Origin of the sequence: Janthinobacterium sp. UMAB-56, from assembly GCF_900095265.1 — a bacterium.
Lineage (GTDB): Bacteria > Pseudomonadota > Gammaproteobacteria > Burkholderiales > Burkholderiaceae_D > Janthinobacterium.
This window is the reverse complement of sequence record NZ_LT607678.1, coordinates 1-17,582: the sequence shown is the minus strand read 5'-3', so window position 1 is coordinate 17,582 and position 17,582 is coordinate 1. Positions and strand designations below refer to the sequence as shown.

General features: G+C 61.7%; 14 protein-coding genes and 1 pseudogene. 2 read left to right on the top strand and 13 right to left on the bottom strand.

The window, feature by feature from the left end; genetic code table 11:
* Positions 1–83: 83 nt before the first annotated feature.
* From dsrO to pilM, 8 genes and pseudogenes are all read right to left on the bottom strand, one after another.
* Positions 84–794, bottom strand: coding sequence for a sulfate reduction electron transfer complex DsrMKJOP subunit DsrO (gene dsrO, locus K0F85_RS27655; protein WP_219119017.1), 711 nt, complete (start codon positions 792–794; stop codon positions 84–86).
* 142 nt (positions 795–936) lie between these two features.
* Positions 937–2,085, bottom strand: a complete 1,149-nt coding sequence (locus K0F85_RS27650; protein WP_219119016.1) for a deoxyguanosinetriphosphate triphosphohydrolase — start codon at positions 2,083–2,085, stop codon at positions 937–939.
* A complete protein-coding gene (gene aroKB, locus K0F85_RS27645) occupies positions 2,082–3,707 on the bottom strand; it encodes a bifunctional shikimate kinase/3-dehydroquinate synthase AroKB (protein WP_374198841.1) in 1,626 nt (541 codons plus the stop codon). Before aroKB ends, K0F85_RS27650 begins: the two co-directional genes overlap by 4 nt.
* A gap of 39 nt (positions 3,708–3,746) precedes the next feature.
* Positions 3,747–5,984: an Ig-like domain-containing protein gene (locus K0F85_RS27640; protein WP_257638202.1), complete on the bottom strand. Its 2,238-nt coding sequence runs from the start codon at positions 5,982–5,984 to the stop codon at positions 3,747–3,749.
* Positions 5,985–6,039: 55 nt separating this feature from the next.
* A pseudogene (locus tag K0F85_RS27635) lies at positions 6,040–7,365 on the bottom strand (type IV pilus secretin PilQ); the annotation flags it as partial.
* A 92-nt stretch (positions 7,366–7,457) separates the two neighbouring features.
* Positions 7,458–8,495, bottom strand: a complete 1,038-nt coding sequence (locus K0F85_RS27630) for a pilus assembly protein PilP (protein WP_219119012.1) — start codon at positions 8,493–8,495, stop codon at positions 7,458–7,460.
* A gap of 15 nt (positions 8,496–8,510) precedes the next feature.
* Positions 8,511–8,996, bottom strand: a complete 486-nt coding sequence (locus K0F85_RS27625) for a PilN domain-containing protein (RefSeq protein ID WP_219119011.1) — start codon at positions 8,994–8,996, stop codon at positions 8,511–8,513.
* A 68-nt stretch (positions 8,997–9,064) separates the two neighbouring features.
* The gene (gene pilM / locus K0F85_RS27620) at positions 9,065–9,700 is read right to left on the bottom strand and encodes a pilus assembly protein PilM (protein ID WP_219119010.1); all 636 of its coding nucleotides are present in this window, start codon (positions 9,698–9,700) and stop codon (positions 9,065–9,067) included.
* A gap of 299 nt (positions 9,701–9,999) precedes the next feature.
* Here pilM and K0F85_RS27615 point away from each other — a divergent pair, with 299 nt between their 5' ends.
* Complete coding sequence (locus K0F85_RS27615) at positions 10,000–12,345, top strand: penicillin-binding protein 1A (RefSeq protein ID WP_219119009.1); 2,346 nt, start codon at positions 10,000–10,002, stop codon at positions 12,343–12,345.
* A gap of 64 nt (positions 12,346–12,409) precedes the next feature.
* Here the strand turns inward: K0F85_RS27615 and cyaY are convergent, their stop codons facing one another.
* Positions 12,410–12,739 (bottom strand): iron donor protein CyaY, encoded by a 330-nt coding sequence (gene cyaY / locus K0F85_RS27610; RefSeq protein WP_219119008.1) that lies wholly within the window; start codon positions 12,737–12,739, stop codon positions 12,410–12,412.
* Between the two features lie 40 nt (positions 12,740–12,779).
* Between cyaY and K0F85_RS27605 the strand changes: the two genes are divergently transcribed.
* Entirely contained in the window at positions 12,780–12,962 is a 183-nt protein-coding gene (locus K0F85_RS27605; protein WP_219119007.1) for a lipoprotein, read from the top strand.
* Here K0F85_RS27605 and K0F85_RS27600 read toward each other — a convergent pair.
* The 4 genes from K0F85_RS27600 to K0F85_RS27585 all read right to left on the bottom strand — a co-directional run.
* Positions 12,959–13,612, bottom strand: coding sequence for a sulfite oxidase heme-binding subunit YedZ (locus K0F85_RS27600; protein WP_219119006.1), 654 nt, complete (start codon positions 13,610–13,612; stop codon positions 12,959–12,961). The genes K0F85_RS27605 and K0F85_RS27600 overlap by 4 nt on opposite strands.
* A gap of 9 nt (positions 13,613–13,621) precedes the next feature.
* Positions 13,622–14,599 (bottom strand): protein-methionine-sulfoxide reductase catalytic subunit MsrP, encoded by a 978-nt coding sequence (msrP, locus tag K0F85_RS27595; RefSeq protein WP_219119005.1) that lies wholly within the window; start codon positions 14,597–14,599, stop codon positions 13,622–13,624.
* An 84-nt stretch (positions 14,600–14,683) separates the two neighbouring features.
* Positions 14,684–15,835, bottom strand: coding sequence for a c-type cytochrome biogenesis protein CcsB (gene ccsB / locus K0F85_RS27590; RefSeq protein WP_219119004.1), 1,152 nt, complete (start codon positions 15,833–15,835; stop codon positions 14,684–14,686).
* 48 nt (positions 15,836–15,883) lie between these two features.
* The coding region (locus K0F85_RS27585; RefSeq protein ID WP_219119003.1) for a cytochrome c biogenesis protein ResB at positions 15,884–17,582 on the bottom strand (1,699 nt) is incomplete at its 5' end.

Here is a 17,582-nt window from a genome sequence, read left to right as displayed (position 1 = left end):
AGGAAAAAATACTGCACCGCCCACGGCAGCCATGCCGCTTCGCGCGTGACGTTGATAATTTCGGTGATGTGGCTGTCCATGGTTTATTTCCCGTGTTTGCTCGGTTGCCAAAGTGTCGCTTCGCCCTCGACGTGGCCGGCGAAGCGCGTATCCAGTCCCAGGTAAAACACGTGGGGCTGGGTACCCTGCTCGGGTTTCAGCACCTTCACCTTGTTCTCGGTGAGCAGCTGATGCACCATGCTTTGCGGATCATTCAGGTCGCCGAAGATGCGCGCGCCGCCGACGCACGTTTCCACGCAGGCCGGCAACAGGCCTTCGTCGACGCGGTGCGCGCAGAACGTGCATTTGTCAGCCTTGCCCGTTTCGTGGTTGATGAAGCGCGCGTCGTACGGGCAGGCTTGCACGCAGTAGGCGCAGCCCACGCAGCGGTCGCCGTCGACGACGACGACGCCATCCTTGCGCTGAAAGGTGGCACCCACGGGACAGACGGGAATACAGGGAGGATTGGCGCAGTGGTTGCACAGGCGCGGCAGCATGTAGGTACCGCAGCGGTTCTCTTCCTTCACTTCATAGGTCGAGACGACGGTACGGAAGCTGTTTTCCGGCACGGCGTTTTCCATGATGCAGGAGACCGTGCAAGCCTGGCAGCCGATGCATTTCTGCACATCGACCACCATCGCCCAGCGCTGGCCGCCTTCGCCCTTGGTGGCGGCCTTGCCGGGCAGCGGCGCGATGGCCGCCCCGATGGTAACGGCTGGCAAGGCGCGCAAGAAACTGCGGCGCGATTCAATCATGACACTCTCCTTGACTATGGGCGGCAAGCCCTTGTTGACTTGCTGCCATGATAGAAAAGAAGGTGCTACGGGGCTATTGGGGTGATAGTGCGGGAGCCTAGATGATCATGCCAATTGACAGGACCGGGAATGGGGAGTAGGTCTACAACTCATCCAGAGAATACAAGCGGCGGTGCTCGCGAATCGCGTAGCGGTCCGTCATGCCGGCGATGTAGTCGGCGATCTTGCGCGCCTGCTGCGTGACGTCGCCATCGCTATCGTGGCCAATAAGCTGATAGTCGGGCGGCAGCAGGGCCGGTTCGGCCATGAAGCTGTCGTACAGTTCGCGCACGATGCGGCTCGCTTTGACGCGCATGCGGTTGACCTGGTAGTGGCGGTACAGGTTCACCCGCAAAAAGCGCTTCAGTTCCGTCGCGTCACGGCGCATGGCATCCGAAAAACGGATCAGCGGTGGACTGGCGCGCACTTCGCTGACGTCGCGCGGCGCCGCGTCAAGGATCAAGGCATTCGACGTGACGATCAGATCGTCGGCCAGTGCCGTGATCAGGCGGCGCAGGGTCTCGTAGATGGCGCGCCGGCCCGACAGGCCGGGAAACGCCTGCTGCACCTCGCGCCACAGGCGGCCGAAAAATTCAACCTCTTCCAGCTGGGCGATGGTGATCAGGCCGGAGCGCAGGCCGTCGTCGATATCGTGGCTGTTGTAGGCGATTTCATCGGCCAGGTTGGTCAGCTGCGCTTCCAAGGTCGGTTGCGTGCGGTCGATGAAGCGCTGGGCCACGGGACCCAGTTCGCGCGCATGCGCCAGCGAGCAGTGTTTCAATATGCCTTCGCGCGTCTCGAACATCAGGTTCAAGCCGTCGAAGGCGCCGTAGTGCTCTTCCAGGGTATCGACCACGCGCAGGCTTTGCAGGTTATGCTCGAAGCCGCCGTGCTCCTGCATGCACTCATTGAGCACATCCTGGCCGACATGGCCGAATGGCGTGTGGCCCAGGTCATGCGCCAGCGCAATCGCTTCGACCAGGTCTTCGTTCAGGCGCAGGTTACGCGCGATGGAGCGGCCCACTTGCGCCACTTCCAGGCTATGCGTTAGACGCGTGCGGAACAAGTCTCCCTCGTGGTTGAGAAAAACCTGGGTCTTGTATTCGAGGCGGCGGAAGGCCGAGGAATGGATGATGCGGTCGCGGTCGCGCTGGAACTGGCTGCGCGAGGCGTGTGCCGCTTCGACAAAGCGACGTCCCTGCCCCTGTGCCGAATGGGCTGCATACGGGGCAAGGAAGTCTTCGGGGGTCATGCTTGCTGCACTCCAGCGGCCAGAGTGGCCAGCACCAGTTCATGCGGCGCGGACGTGATGCACGGGCTGCCCAGTGGTTTCAACAGGATGAACTTGATGGCGCCGCCCTCGTTCTTCTTGTCTACTTCCATCAGTTCCAGCCAGCGCTCGACACCGAGGTCGGGCGCCTTGACGGGCAGGCCGGCGGCCGCCACCAGCGCGCGCACGCGCTCCACGGCTGACTGGTCGATATAGCCCATGCGGCACGACAGGTCGGCCGCCATCACCATGCCGCAGCCGACGGCTTCGCCATGCAGCCAGTGGCCATAGCCCAGGCCCGCCTCGATGGCATGGCCGAAGGTATGGCCGAAGTTCAGGATGGCGCGCAAGCCGCCTTCGCGTTCATCCTGGCGCACCACGTCGGCCTTGATTTCGCACGAACGGGCAATCGCATACGCCAGCGCGCCCTTGTCGCGCGCCATCAGCTTGACCATGTTCGCTTCGATCCAGTCGAAAAACGCGGCATCGATGATGGCGCCATGCTTGATCACTTCGGCCAGGCCGGCCGACAGCTCGCGCGCCGGCAGGGTTTCCAGGGTCGAGGTATCGGCGATCACGGCGCGCGGCTGGTAGAAGGCGCCGATCATGTTCTTGCCCAAGGGGTGGTTGATACCCGTCTTGCCGCCGACGGAGGAATCGACCTGCGCCAGCAAGGTGGTTGGCACCTGCACGAAGCCGATGCCACGCATATAGCTGGCGGCCGCATAGCCGGTCAGGTCGCCGATCACGCCGCCGCCCAACGCTACCAGGGTGGTCTTGCGGTCGCATTTATTGGCCAGCAGCGCGTCGAAGATCTGCATCAGGCTGGCCCAGTTTTTATATTCTTCGCCGTCCGGCAAGACGATGCAAATCACTTCGCGGCCATCGCTGGCCAGCGCCGCCTGCAGGCGGCCAAGGTACAGGGGCGCGATGGTGGTATTGGTGACGATGGCCACCTTGTGGCCACTGATATGGCGCAGCAGCGCATCGGCGTCGGCCAGCAGGCCGGGACCGATGGCGATCGGATAACTGCGTTCGTCGAGGTCTACGCTCAACAACATTTTGGATTGCTCGTTCATCGAAGGCTCTGCATGAATGACGCAGTTGGGCGAAGCCTCGCATTCGAGGCTGGCCAACTGCATCAGGATGGTCTGGACCATCGATTGTACGTTAGGACGGCCAGTGTCGATCACAATGTCGGCCACTTCCATGTAATGGGGCTCGCGCTGCGACGTCAATTCTTCCAGCTTGCGGCGCGGGTCGGCCGTCTGCAGCAGGGGGCGATTCTTGTCGTGGCTGGTGCGCGCCAGGATGTTGCTGACGCTGGCGCGCAGGTACACCACCGTGCCCCGCTCCTTCAGGTAGGCGCGGCTGTCGGCATTGAGAATGGCGCCGCCGCCGGTGGCCATGACGATGCCTTCCTGGGCGCTCAGGTCGCGGATGACCTCGGCCTCGCGCCGGCGAAAGCTCGCTTCCCCCTCGATTTCAAAGATCCACGGAATGCTCGCTCCCGTGCGTGCCTCGATTTCGTGGTCGGAATCGACAAAGCGCAAGCCCAGCTTGCGGGCCAGGATGCGCCCGATGGTGGTTTTGCCTGCGCCCATGAGGCCTACTAAAAACAGATTTTGCATGTGCTGCGACAATTAATTTGGATTACGACATTCAGTGGCCTGCCCATATGGACTGACAACGCCAGGCGGTGCAGTATCCGGACGATTGAAGTCCGTATTGAGCCCCGGAAGCAAAGTGTAACCGACATAAGTTGCCTCCGTCCCGGAACTATTGCCACGAATCGTCAATTCGACGTCCAGCCAGTTGGCCCTGTCGCGCGGATAAGTCAAGGTGACGATCGCCGTTCCCGTGCTGTCGGTCTTGCCGCCGGTCGACAGATTGAGCGGAATACCCGGGTCGAGCCGGCCATTCAGGTTGATATCGTTATTCGGATTGATGGCGCCGCTACGATCCCTGTCTTCATTGTCACACGCGTCCGCTGTCCTCACAACGATCCACGAGGTGGCAGCCAGGGAATATTGCAAATAACCCTTGTAATAATAGCGGGGCCAGGCGGCGGCCGTGATGATCACGTCCGGCACAGGGTTGCCGGCGGCATCCGTCACAAACACGCTATACGTCTTGCGGTAGGTGCTGCTGTCGGAGGCATCGAGCGCGTTGCCGCTGCCGGCGCTGATGAACAGCGACTTTTTCGTCACCGTCAGCTTGACCGTGGCCGTATTGCTTGATACGCCCTGCAGTTGCGCCTTGACAACGACGCCATCGACACCGGTGGTGCCCTGCCCCGCGATATAGCTGACCGTGGCCACGCCGTCGCTGTCGGTGACGACCAGCGAAGGCGAACTCAGGGAGCCATTGCTGGCATCGGCCTGGATCGAAAAGCTCACCTGGGCATTCTTGACCAGGTTGTTTTCCACCGTACCATCGCGCACGATGGCACGCAATGCGCTGCGCTGCGCCGTGCTGCCGGCCGTATTGGCGCCGATGACCGCCGGGTCGGCTTGCAGGCTGATCGTGGACTGGGCCGTCAATGGCGCAACGAACTCCACTTCCGACTGTACCGAGGCGCCGCTGCCTTCGTACTGCGCCGTCAGGGCGGTCAGGCCGGCGCCGCTGGCCTGTACGTAAGCGATGGCATTGCCTCCCACCAGCGCCAACGGCGCCTGCAACGGCGTGCCGCAGGCGGCATCCTGGTACATGGCGCCGCGCGACGTACTGAAACGCACACTGCCCGTTTGTGGCACGCCAGCCACGTCGCTATGCACCATCACGCCATAACAGGTATTCGTGTTCAGTGTGGTCAACGCAACGTTGCCGCCCGACACGGCATTGATCGTGAAGTTCGATGCATTGATTGCAATAGGTAACACGACACTGTCACCCTGCGCCTTGACACTGATGCTGTCGCTGCTACCCGCCTGGGCGTTGTAGCTCAACACCAGTTGGCCGTTGTTGTCGGTCAACGCAGGACTGGCGCCGCCACCTTTGACCGTGAGGGCATTACTCCGGGCGCTGAATGTCACGGGCTTGCCGATGAGGGGATTGCCGCTGGAATCGACCAGCTTGACCACCATGTCTGTACTCGTCTTCAGGTTCACCGTCGAAAAGGCAGTGATGACCAGCCGGGTGCCGCTGACGCCGATGTCCGTGCTGGCCGTCTGCGCACCTGCGCTGGCCGTGACCTTGATCGTGCGCAGGCTGGCGTCGCCCCCCGTATTGAGGCTGACGACGGCCTGCCCTTGCGCATTGGTGCTGACCACCGTCGCGCCCAGCGCACCCGAATCGGCCTTGAAGGTGACGTTGGCATTGGGCACTATCGCGTTATTGGCATCCTTAACAAACGCGATGACATTGACAGCGGTACCGCCCGATGATGCCAAGGTGCCACCGGAGGAAGTCAACAGCAGAGTAGCTATACCCGATGCGGCTGGCACCACCTTCACCACCACGGGGGCAGACTCAACGCCGCCGCTGCTGGCCTTGATGGTGATGTCGCGCAGGCTCGCATCGCCTTTCACGCTGAGTTTTTCCGTCACCGTGCCATTGGCATCGGTCACGCGGTTGGTATTGCTGATGGTGCCGGAACTGGCGGTGAAAGTCACCGTTTGCCCTGTCATGGCATTATTGCCGGGATTTTTCACCACTGCCGTCAACACGACTTCCGTACCGTCCGCGCCCGATGCAAGAATCGTTGTTGCGCCAGCAACCAATACCACACTGCCGACACCGGCATTCGCGCCATCCTTGACACCCAGGGTCGGATCCCCCCCACCGCCGCCACACGCTGCCAGCAAGGTGCCCAGCGCCAGCAAGACCAGCCAGTTCGATACCCGACTCCAATAAGTGTTGCCCCAAGATACATTCCGCATAGTCGCCATCAGTCCGCTTTCGTTTGCATTGTTACTTAAACGTAAAGATGTGACATTAACGTGTTGCTGGCCGATCTGCCACTATTTTCGGCGTAATAAACACCATCAGTTCCGTTTTTTCTTGACTGCGACCCGTGCTGCGGAAAAAAACACCGAGTACCGGGATATCGCCAAGAATCGGCACCTTGCTGTCCGTGCCCCGTTCGGACTGCTGATAAATGCCGCCCAGCACCACCGTGCCGCCGTCTTCCACCATCACTTGCGTGCGCACGTGCTTGGTGTCGATGGCGAAGCCGGAACGCGTTTCCTGGCCCACGCTATCCTTGTTGACGTCCACTTCCAGCACCACGTTGCCGTCCGGCGTGATCTGCGGCGTCACTTCCAGGCGCAAATTCGCCTTGCGAAACGTGATCGACGTGGCGCCGCTGCTGGTGGCCACCTGGTAGGGCAATTCGATACCCTGCTCGATCAGCGCCAATACCTTGTCGGCCGTTACCACGCGGGGACTGGAAATGATCTTGCCCTTGCCGTCGGCTTCCAGCGCCGACAGTTCCAGGTTCAGGAAGCGGTTGGCGGCCGCCGAAAACAGGCTCAGGGCGAAACTGGCCGGCGGCATGCCGTTGATGCTGGCGGCCGGCAAGTTGACGAATTGCGTGTTCGGCACGAAGGCGCCGGCGCCGGCCACCGTTTGCCCCGTCGCCTCGCCCACGCCCTGGTAGTTGCCGCCGATGGCCGCGCGGCGCCCGCTGCCGCCCAGGGAAAAGCCCGGTAACTGGCCCGCCGCCAGGCGCTGGTCCGTGAAACCCAGGCGCGCGCCCAGGTTGCGGCTGAAACTATCGTTCGCCTCGACGATGCGCGCCTCGATCATCACTTGTCGCGTAGCAATATCTGTCTTGGCGATCAACTGACGGATCTGCTCCAGTCGTGCCGGCACGTCGGTCACGAACAACTGATTGGTGCGCGGCTCGATCAGCACGCTGCCTCGGCGCGACAGCAGCCGGCTGCGCCCTTCCCCCGCGTCCAGGCCGAACACCGTGCGGAAGGCTTCGGCCTTCTGGTAATTGAGCTGGAAGATGTTTGATTGCAAGGGTTCGAGTTCCGCGATCTGCGCGCGCGTTTCGAGCTCCAGTTTTTCGCGCGCCAGCATTTCCTCGCGCGGCGCGATCCACAGCACATTGCCATTGCGCCGCATGTCCAGGCCCTTGGCCTGCAGCAGCACGTCGAGCGCCTGGTCCCACGGCAAGTCGCGCAGGCGCATGGTCACATTGCCCGCCACGCTGTCGCTGGCGATGATGTTTTGCCCCGACGCATCGGCCAGGATGTGCAGGGCTGCGCGCACGCCCACGTTCTGGAAATCGACGGAAATCTTCTCGCCCGTGTACAAACGCGGTGCCGACACGTGCACCACGGCCTCTTGGGCGAGGCTGCTGACATGCAGACACAGCATGGCGGCCAGGACTATGCGGCGCGACCTCATGGCGCCGCCTCGGGCAAGCCAGCCTTCGCACCCGCCCCCGCCACCTGCAAGGCCAGGCTGCCGCGCCGCTCGCGCCATGGGCCATCCGCCTCGCGCAGCAGTTCACGGTAGTGCACGGCCTGTTCACTGATGTCCGTCACCACGCCGTGGTCCTGCCCCAAGTACTGGCCCAGCGCCACCCGGTACACGCGCTGGCCCGCCAGCAGCAGCGCGCTCAGGCGCCCGTCCTGTTGCACGCTGCCCACCATGCTGATGGCAGGCAAGGCCACGCTTTCCAGCGGTTCGCGCACACGCCGCAGGTCGGGCCCCGTCACGGCGCCGCGCTGCCCCGGCGCCTTGGCTGGCGGCAAGGCAGCAAAAGGATCGGCCAGGGCGGCCGCCGCGTACGGCTGCGGCGCGACAACGGCGAGCGGGCGCCATGCTGCTGCGGGCGCAGGCGTGCCTGCCTTGGGCGCCAAAGCTGCTTGCGCTAGCCGTTCCCCTGCTTCAGGCAAGCGATACGCGTGCAGCACGGCATCGAGGGTCAGCAAGCGATCCTTGCCAAGGGTCAAGGCCAACGCATGCACCGTGACGATGCGCGGCAGGCGCGCCAGGTCCGCCAGCAGCGCGCCCATGGCGTGATAGCCGCCGCGCAACTGTATGGTGATCGGCAAGGCGACATACGGCGCTTGCGGCTGGGGCGCGCCCGGCTTGAACAGCGAAAACTGCAGCCCGCGCGACTGGCCTGCCGCATTAATCTGCGTCAACAGCAGCGCCATCGCTTGCTGGTCCGGCAATTGCTGTTCCAGCAGGGCCAGCTCGGCGCTGGCCTGGCGCAGCTGTGCGCGCCATTGCGGCAACTGCTTCGCCCTGGCCTGCGCCGACAGATAAGCGGCGCGCAAGCGGGCCTCCTCGCCTTGCGCCACCTGCACGGCCGCACGCAGTCCATCCAGCCACGCAAGGTGCAGCAGGGCCGCCATCAGCGTACCGGCCAGGGCGGCACAAGCGAAGCGCGCGGGTAGTGGCCACAGCGACGCAGTCTTCAAGCTCAGCATGATCAACCTCCAGGGCTAGGGTGCCAAAGCCAGCCGTACCGTCCATTCCACGGCGCCATCGGCCGCGCCGGGCCCTTCCAGCCGCACTTCCAGCAATTCCGGCCGGGACCATGGCGCCGCTTGATCCAGCGCCAGCAGCAGTGCCGCGACCTTGTCCTGCGACACTGCCGTCCCCTGCAAGCGCACCATCGCCGTTTCCTGGTGCACGCCATGCAAGGCGACACCAGCCGGCATCGCCCGCGCCAGCGCGTCCAGCATGCGCACCCAGGCATTGCGCTGCTCTTGCAAACGGGCCATGGCTTGCTGGCGCAGCAACAGCGCCGCCGTCTCGCCTTGCACCCGATGTCCGGTAACAAGCACGACATCGACCTGCTGCATGGCACTGCGCCAGCCCTCCTGGCGGCGCAGTTGCACGTCGAGTTGATAGCGCAGCCAGGCGCCTGCCGCCAGGGCCAGCAGCAAGCCCAGCAGCGCCCCACCCGCCAGTTGCCACAGCAGCAACCGAATACGTCTGCGCCGTGCCGCCTGGCGATACGGCAAAAGGTTGATGCGTTGCACTTGCCCCGGGTTCAACATCGTACGTACCGGTGCAAGGCCAGACCCCAGGCCAGCTGGTACGCCACGCCACCGTCGGGCAAGGCTTGCCAGCCAGCCTGCGCGAGCGCCGCCTGCAAGGCCAGCGCCTCGCTATCCATGACGACGGCAAGCAAACCCGCCGCCCTGGCCGCATCGAGACGGCGCTGCACGCTGGCGCGCCGCGCCGCCACCAGCAGCACCTCGACCTCCTTGTCTGTCGTGTCGGCCAGCGGTGGCGCGGGGCCTAGAATGAAAAAATCCAGGCTGGCGTCTTCCAGCGCAAACGGCATGTATTGCGCCGCTTCCAGTTCCACGAGGATTTCCAGCTGTTCCTCCGGCAATCCGGCGGGCAGGCGGATCGCATGCGTGATCAGGGCCGTGGCCGGCATGGCCAGCGCCACCCGCGTGCAGGCGCTGCCACTGTCGCGGTGGGCCTGGCGCAGGGCATCGGCCAGGCCCACCATGTCTTCGACATTGCCCTCCAGTACCACGCCGGGCGCCAGCGTCGCAGCGCCGCAATGCCGGCACGACAGTGTTCCCCGCCTGCGCCTCAACTCGACCACGCGCACGGCATCGTCCGCGATGTCGACGCCCAGCAAGCCGATGCCAAGAAAATTGCGGATGGACATGTTTTTCATTGAGAAACGTCAGCGTAGGAGGGGGTGCTGCCATCCGCAAGCCTAGTCCCGGCAGCGCTGGTTTGTATACGGATTTCACACCGGAGTCTGCTGCGCGCGGCGCCTATCTGGCAGGGCCGTGATCTGGCGCAGAATAATTGTTACCAAATCCTGGTTGCCAGCGGGCCAATACACGCTTATATAGAGTATCGGCAAATTTCGACTGCCACCGGCAAGCGCCACGGCGCGCTGCCACCCCGGCAAGCTCGCTTATAATTGACCGGCATAATTAACCGAAAGACATACGACGCATGACATCTTCAAACTCCGCTGGCTCCGCTGGCTCGAAGCCGCCCACCAAGGGCAGCAAACCCAAACGTTTTCTGCTGATGGCACTGGTATCGCTGCTGGGCCTGGGCATCGTCGGCGTCTTGCTGGTGGTCTTTGGCCTGGCCATGGCCTATCCCAACCTGCCGGCGCTCGATACCTTGACCGATTACAAGCCGAAAATGCCGCTGCGCGTGTTCACGTCCGACAGTGTGCTGATCGGCGAGTTCGGTGAAGAACGGCGCAACATGGTGCATATCAAGGATATTCCCGATGTCATGAAGAAAGCCGTGCTGGCCATCGAAGATGACCGCTTCTATGAACATGGCGGCGTCGATTACCTGGGCATCACGCGCGCGGCCCTGCACAACCTGACGGGCGGCGCCAAGCAAGGCGCCTCGACCATCACGCAGCAGGTGGCGCGCAACTTCTTCCTGTCCAGCGAACAGACCTTGAAACGCAAGGCATATGAAGTCTTGCTGGCCTGGAAGATCGAGAAAAACCTCAGCAAGGATCAGATCCTGGAAGTGTATATGAACCAGATTTATCTGGGACAGCGCGCCTACGGTTTCGCCTCCGCCGCGCAAATCTATTTTGGCAAGAATATCCGGGACCTGACCGTGGCCGAAGCGGCCATGCTGGCCGGCTTGCCAAAGGCGCCGTCCGCCTACAACCCTGTCGTCAATCCGAAACGCGCGCGCATGCGCCAGCAATATATCCTGCAGCGCATGGCGCAGCTGGGCTACATCACGCCAGAGCAATACACTGAAGCCAAGAATGAAGAGCTGAAAGTAAAAACCGACAGCAGCGCCTTCGGCGTGCACGCGGAATACGTGTCGGAAATGGCGCGCCAGCTGGTCTACGAGCAATTCAAGGAAGATACCTATACGCGCGGCCTGAACGTCTACACCACCATCACCAAGGCCGACCAGGACGCCGCCTACATCGCCTTGCGCAAGGGCGTGATGGATTACGAGAAACGCCACGGCTACCGCGGCCCGGAAGCGTATATCGAGATTCCTAAAACCAAGGCCGAAGCCGATGACGCGATCGAGACGGAACTGGCCGACCACCCTGACAGCGACGACATCATCGCCGCCATGGTGCTGCAAGCGTCGCCGAAATCGTTGCAAGCAGTGACCTCGGCCGGCGAGGAAATCACCATTACCGGCCCCGGCCTGACCTTCGGGGCGGCCTGGCTGTCGGAAAAAGCGGCACCGAATCGCCGCATCAAGCGCGGCGCCGTGATCCGCGTCATGCAAGAAGGCAATGCCTGGGTCTTGACGCAGATGCCGGAAGTGCAATCGGCGTTCGTCTCGGCCAGCACCACGGACGGCGCCATCCGCGCGATGGTGGGCGGCTTCGATTACAACCGCAACAAGTTCAACCACGTCACGCAGGCCTGGCGCCAGCCCGGTTCCGCCTTCAAGCCCTTCATCTATTCCGCGTCGCTGGAGCGTGGCCTGTCGCCGGCCACCATCATCAACGATGCGCCTATCTCGTTCGATGCGGGCCAGACGGGCGGCCAGGCCTGGGAACCGAAGAACTATGACAGCAAATACGATGGCCCGATGACCATGCGCAAGGGCCTGATGAAATCGAAAAACATGATTTCCATCCGCATCCTGCACAAGATCGGCGCCAAATATGGCCAGGAATACGCGACGCGCTTCGGCTTTGACGCGGACAAGAATCCACCCTACCTGACGCTGGCCCTGGGCGCCGGCAATGTGACGCCGCTGCAGATGGCGGGCGCTTATGCCGTGTTCGCCAATGGCGGCTACAAGATCAACCCTTACCTGATCGCCAAGGTGACCGATAGCGATGGCAATATCCTGTCGCAAGCCAAGCCGGACCTGGCGGGCGAGGAAGCCAACAGAGTCATCGATGAGCGCAATGCCTTCATGATGAACAGCATGCTCAACGACGTCGTGCGCTTCGGCACGGCGACCAAGGCCATGGCCTTGAAGCGTCCTGACCTGGCCGGCAAGACAGGCACGACCAACGATTCCATCGATGCCTGGTTCGCCGGCTACCAGGCCAAGCTGGTGGGCATCGCCTGGATCGGCTACGACCAGCCGCGCAACCTGGGCAACCGGGAAACGGGCGGCGGCCTGGCCTTGCCGATCTGGATCAACTATATGGCGAAAGCCCTGAAAAGCATTCCCGTCGAGGAACGCGCCGTACCGGAAGGCCTGATCCGCGTGGGCGACGAATATTACTATGCAGAAAATCCGCCGGGCACGGGCGTAGGCAGCCTGGAAGGCGCGGCGCGCGGCACGCCGGAGGAAGAAAAAGCCAAGGAAGCCGTCAAGAATGAACTGTTCTAAGATCGCTTGATGTAAAAAGGGCAGACTGCAAAGTCTGCCCTTTTTAATTGCCGCGACGAAAAGCTTATTTCAGGACTACGGATGCACCCGCCTGCTCGCTGGCCATGGTTGACAGGGCCGCAAACAGTTCCGAACCGTCGCGCGTGTTGCGCCACTCGTCGCCCACGCGCTTGTAGTGGAAACCGCCGGAACGGGCGGCCACCCACATTTCGCGCATGGGGGCCTGGCTGTTGACGATGATTTTCGTGCCGTTATCGATGAACTCGATTTCCAGTACATTGCCGCTGCGGCTGCATTCGACGTCGAGCACGTCTTCATCGTTCAGCCGGTCCAGCGCCGCCTCGATCTGGGTCAGGGTGGCTTCGGCCAGGGCCAGGAATTCCGATTCGCTCATGCTACACTCCAAAGATCTTAATCAAACCGTGATTCTAATCGTGAAGTCATCCTCAGCGTTTTATATCGGCACCGCCATTGTGGTTTCTAGCGTCCTGGCCGGCTGCGGCCAGCCCGGCCCCCTGTACCTGCCCAAGCCGCCAGCGGTCAAGGGCGCGCCAGCCAAAGGTCCGGTCGAACCGGCGCCCGTGCCGCCGCCACCAGTCATCGTGCCTGCTACTTAAACGGAACGCACCGGGGTGGCGGCATTCGCCGCCCTGGCGTTTTTTACGCGCTTGCTCCAGGCAAAATACACGCGGATGAGCAGCAATAGCGCGACGATACTGCCAAACAGGATAGGTTGCGCGAAATTGTGCTTGCCCGCCTTCATCCACCAGAAGTGCAAGATGCCCAGCGGCGCGATGACATAGATCAGCCTGTGCAGCCACTGCCAGCGCTTGCCACCGAGGCGTTTCACCATGCCATTCGTGCTCGTCACGGCCAACGGAATGAGCAAGACAAAGGCAATAAAACCCACGGTGATGAACGGGCGCTTGAGCACATCCTTCCACATTTCCTGCACGTCAAAAAAGTGATCGAACCACAGGAAGGTGGTGAAGTGCAGCGCGGCGTAGAAAAATGCAAACAGGCCCAGCATGCGCCGCAACTTGATCAGCCAATTCCATTGCGTGAGGCGGCGCAAGGGCGTGACGGCTAGGCTGATGCACAGGAAATACAGGGTCCAGTCGCCCGTGCCGCGCGTGATGAATTCCAGCGGCTCCACCAGTTGCCCCGTGTACGTCAGCCACACCATGCGTGCAAACGGCAGCAGCGCCAGCAAAAAGATCAGGCTTTTGAATAGCGACAATTGTCTTGGCGTGGGGTTGAGGGCCATGGTTTTTCCTTAAAAGAACTTCTTCAGATCCATGCCTGCGTACAAGGAAGCAACATCGTTGTAGCCGTTGAACATCAGGGTCTTGCGCTTGCGGGTGAGAAAACCGTCTTCGCCGATGCGCCGTTCGGAAGCCTGCGACCAGCGCGGATGGTCGACGTTCGGGTTCACATTCGAGTAAAAACCGTATTCGGACGGCGCCGACAGGTTCCAGGACGTGCGCGGCTGTTCCTTGACGAAACGAATCTTGACGATGGATTTGGCGGACTTGAAACCATATTTCCACGGCAACACCATGCGGACGGGCGCGCCATTCTGGTTCGGCAAGGTTTCGCCATACATGCCCAGGGTCAGCAGCGCCAGCGGATGGTTCGCCTCATCGATGCGCAAGCCTTCCGTATAGGGCCACTGCAGCACTCTGCTGCCCACGCCCGGCATCTGCTTCTTGTCGGCCAGGGTGATGAATTCCACGTACTTGGCATTGCCCGTCGGCTCGACCTTCTTGATGATTTCCGAGAAGGAATAACCGATCCAGGGAATCACCATCGACCAGCCTTCCACGCAGCGCAGCCGGTACACGCGCTCCTCCAGCGGCGCCAGCTTCAGCAAGGCATCGAGGTCGAGCGTCATCGGCTTTTTCACTTCGCCTTCGATACTGACTGTCCACGGCCGCGTGCGCAGGGTGCCGGCGTTTTGCGCCGGGTCGCTCTTGTCCGTGCCAAATTCGTAGAAATTGTTGTAGCTGGTGGCGTCTTTATAGGCCGTCTGCTTTTCCAGCGCCGAATAGGCGGGATTGAGCTTGGCAGCCAGCTTGGGATTCGTGCCTTGCGCGAACGCTTCGCGGCTGGCCATTTCCAGCAAGGCCGCGCTGGATACGGAGCCCAGGGCGATTTGCTTGATGAAGCTGCGGCGCGATTCAAACACGGCGCGCGGCGTGATTTCGGAAGAATACGGCAACTCAATGCCGTTGGGACTGCGCTTGATCAACATGGCGGCTCCGGAAAAAGGTGATTGGATATACCTTACACCAGTTTTTCCGGGCCGTTCATGACGCTTCTGTCATGCAAAAATCAATTACAACTTGCCGTAAGAATGCAAGCCGGAAAGGAACATGTTGACGCCCAGGAAGGCAAACGTCGTCACCAGCAAGCCCACCAGCGCCCACCAGGCGGCAACGCGGCCGCGCAAGCCCGTCATCAAGCGCATGTGCAGCCAGGCTGCATAGTTGAGCCAGACGATCAGCGCCCAGGTTTCTTTCGGGTCCCACGACCAGTAGCCGCCCCACGCTTCGGCCGCCCACAACGCGCCCAGGATGGTCGCTACCGTAAAGAAAGCGAAGCCCACGGAAATGGCCTTGTACATCACGTCGTCGAGCACTTCCAGCGACGGCAGGCGGTCGGCCAGGTAGCCGCTCGACTTGAGCAGATACGCCGCCGCCACCATGGCCGACAGCGCGAACGTGCCATAGCCGATGAAGTTGGCGGGCACGTGGATCTTCATCCACCAGCTTTGCAGGGCCGGCACCAGCGGCTGGATTTCGGCCGCGTCGCGCGTGACCGTGTACCACATCAGGAACACGACGGCCGCCGAAATGACCAGCATGACGAAGGCACCCAACTGGCGTGTCGCATAATGCTGCTCGTAGTACAGGTAGAACATGGCCGTGATCAGGGAAAACAGGATGAACACTTCATACAGGTTCGACACGGGAATATGGCCCACGTCGGCACCGATCAGGTATGACTCGTACCAGCGCACCAGCATGCCCGTCAGGCCCATCACCACGGCGGCCCAGCACAGCAGGGAGCCGACCGAGGAGCCGAATTCCGAGCGCGCCACCAGGCCGATCCAGTAGAACAGGGTCGACAGCACGAACAGGGTACCCATCCACAAGATGGCGGACTGGCTCGACAAGAGGTATTTCAGGAAAAATTTCTGGTTCGCCATCTCCAGATGGCCGGCGTACAGTTCGATGGCGAACAGCGACAGCACGGCCGCCAGCGGGATCAGCCAGCGCACGGGCTTCCAGTGCCAGCCCAGCCACGCAAACGTGGGCGCCGCTGCCAGCAGGATAGCCTTTTCATAGATATCCATGAAGGCGCCAAAACGCATCAGGCCGAACAGGGAGGCCGCCAGCAAGCCGGCGCCATACAGCCAATCGATCGGGCTCAGGCGCTTGAAAAATCCTGGTTCCTGCGTATAAATTTGCTTGTTTGCCAATTCCATATTTTCTCCATTCCCGGCGACGCGCAAGCGTCCCAGACACAGCGCAGCTTACGCCGATTGCGGCAGCTTTGCCTTCAAAGTCTCAAATTCTTTTTCAAAATCCAGGGTCTTGCGTTGCGTGCTCATGGCCATCAGCGCCTCGCTGCCGCCCTCGCCATCCTTGATCCACACCCACAAGCGGCGCTCGCGGATATAAAACATGGAAAACACGCCGATCACGAGGAACAGGCAACCGAGGTACACCACGCTCTTGCCCGGCGAACGCGTCACTTGCAGCACGGACGCCTTGATTTCCGTGAAATCGTCGAGTTGCAGATACACGGGCGCGCCATAGAAGAAGCTGTCGGACAGCGCATTCGTGGCCAGTTGCAGGAAGCGGCCGTGCTTGTCATCGGCTTCGATGGCTTTCAAGCCATCCTGGGCGCGCGCCGCCTGCCACAAGTCCCACAGGCTGCCATTCAAAATTTTCATGAAGATATCGGCCGCTTTTTCTTGCTCGGCAGCAGGAATTTTCTCCAGGAAACGCGAAATGGCCAGGAAACCACCCTCTTGCCCATTGCCGGCAAAGATGCCCAGGCTTTTCGCCGCCGATTCCTGCAACTGGCCGCGCAAGGCTTCCGCACCCGCCTGCGGCATGGCGCGGGCCGCATAGCGCGTGGCGGCCTGCTGGCGCAACGCGGGATCTTGCAGCGCGGCACGCAAACGCATCCACTCGTTTACGCTGTAATTGTCATCGGCGGGAATGCGCAGATAGCTGAACGGGTCGCTGGGGTTGACCCGCATGCCGGCCAGGAACACCGTCGTGCCGTCCACGGTAACGGGCTGCATGTAGTTCTGGTACTCGCGCGCCTGGCCTGTCTTGTCGCGCAATTTGTATTGCACCGAGGGACCCACGTTCTTGAGATCCTTGTTATGTGCGTTCTTCGCAGCCGAACCGAGGCGCTTGTCCAGGCCGACGGCAAATTTCTCGTTGAAACTTTCCGCCTTGCTGACGGCGCGCACATCCTGGCCGGCGCTGAGGTTTTCCACGTTGAAGGGACGGAAACCCGACCATTCCACCGTGTAGGAATTGCCATCGCTGCGCTCGAGCGGCGTGCTGCCGCCCACTTCGCCGCCGATATCGAAGCGTTTCGTCGTCTTGCCCGTCATGGGAAAACCAGTCAACTTGAGCTTGCTGCCGCCATCTTCAAAGCTGGACTGGTACAGGGCCAAGCCCTTGTACAGCAGCGGCTGGTTAACCTTGATAGTTGCAGGGAAACTTTTCCCCGTTTCATGATCGGTGATGACGACATCGCTGGCAAACAGCTTGGGCATGCCCGTGCTGTAGAAATCGATGTGGAATTTTTTCAGCAGGATGGTGATGGGCAGGTCCTGGATCAGCACGCCGTCGGCCTGAGGAATGATGGCCGTGTTGCTCGACGAGCCTTCCGGAATCATGGTGTTGCCGCGGAAAGTGGGATTCGACAGGCTCAAACGGTGCTGGGCGGGAATGTCGGCGATCACGCCGCTGCCGGAAAATGGCGTCTTGCCAAAGAACCACTGCTGTACGCGGATCGGCATTTCCGAATCGAGCAAGCCGCCCACGCAAATGATGACGATGGCGCCGTGGGCAAAGATATAGCCCCATTTATTGGCCGCGCCCCGCTTGGCGGCCACCAGAGTGGCATTGTCCTTCTCGACCACTTTGGCCGCGTAGCCGCTGTCTTTCAGGCGCATCACCATCTGCTGCGCCAGCACGGCGCGCGGC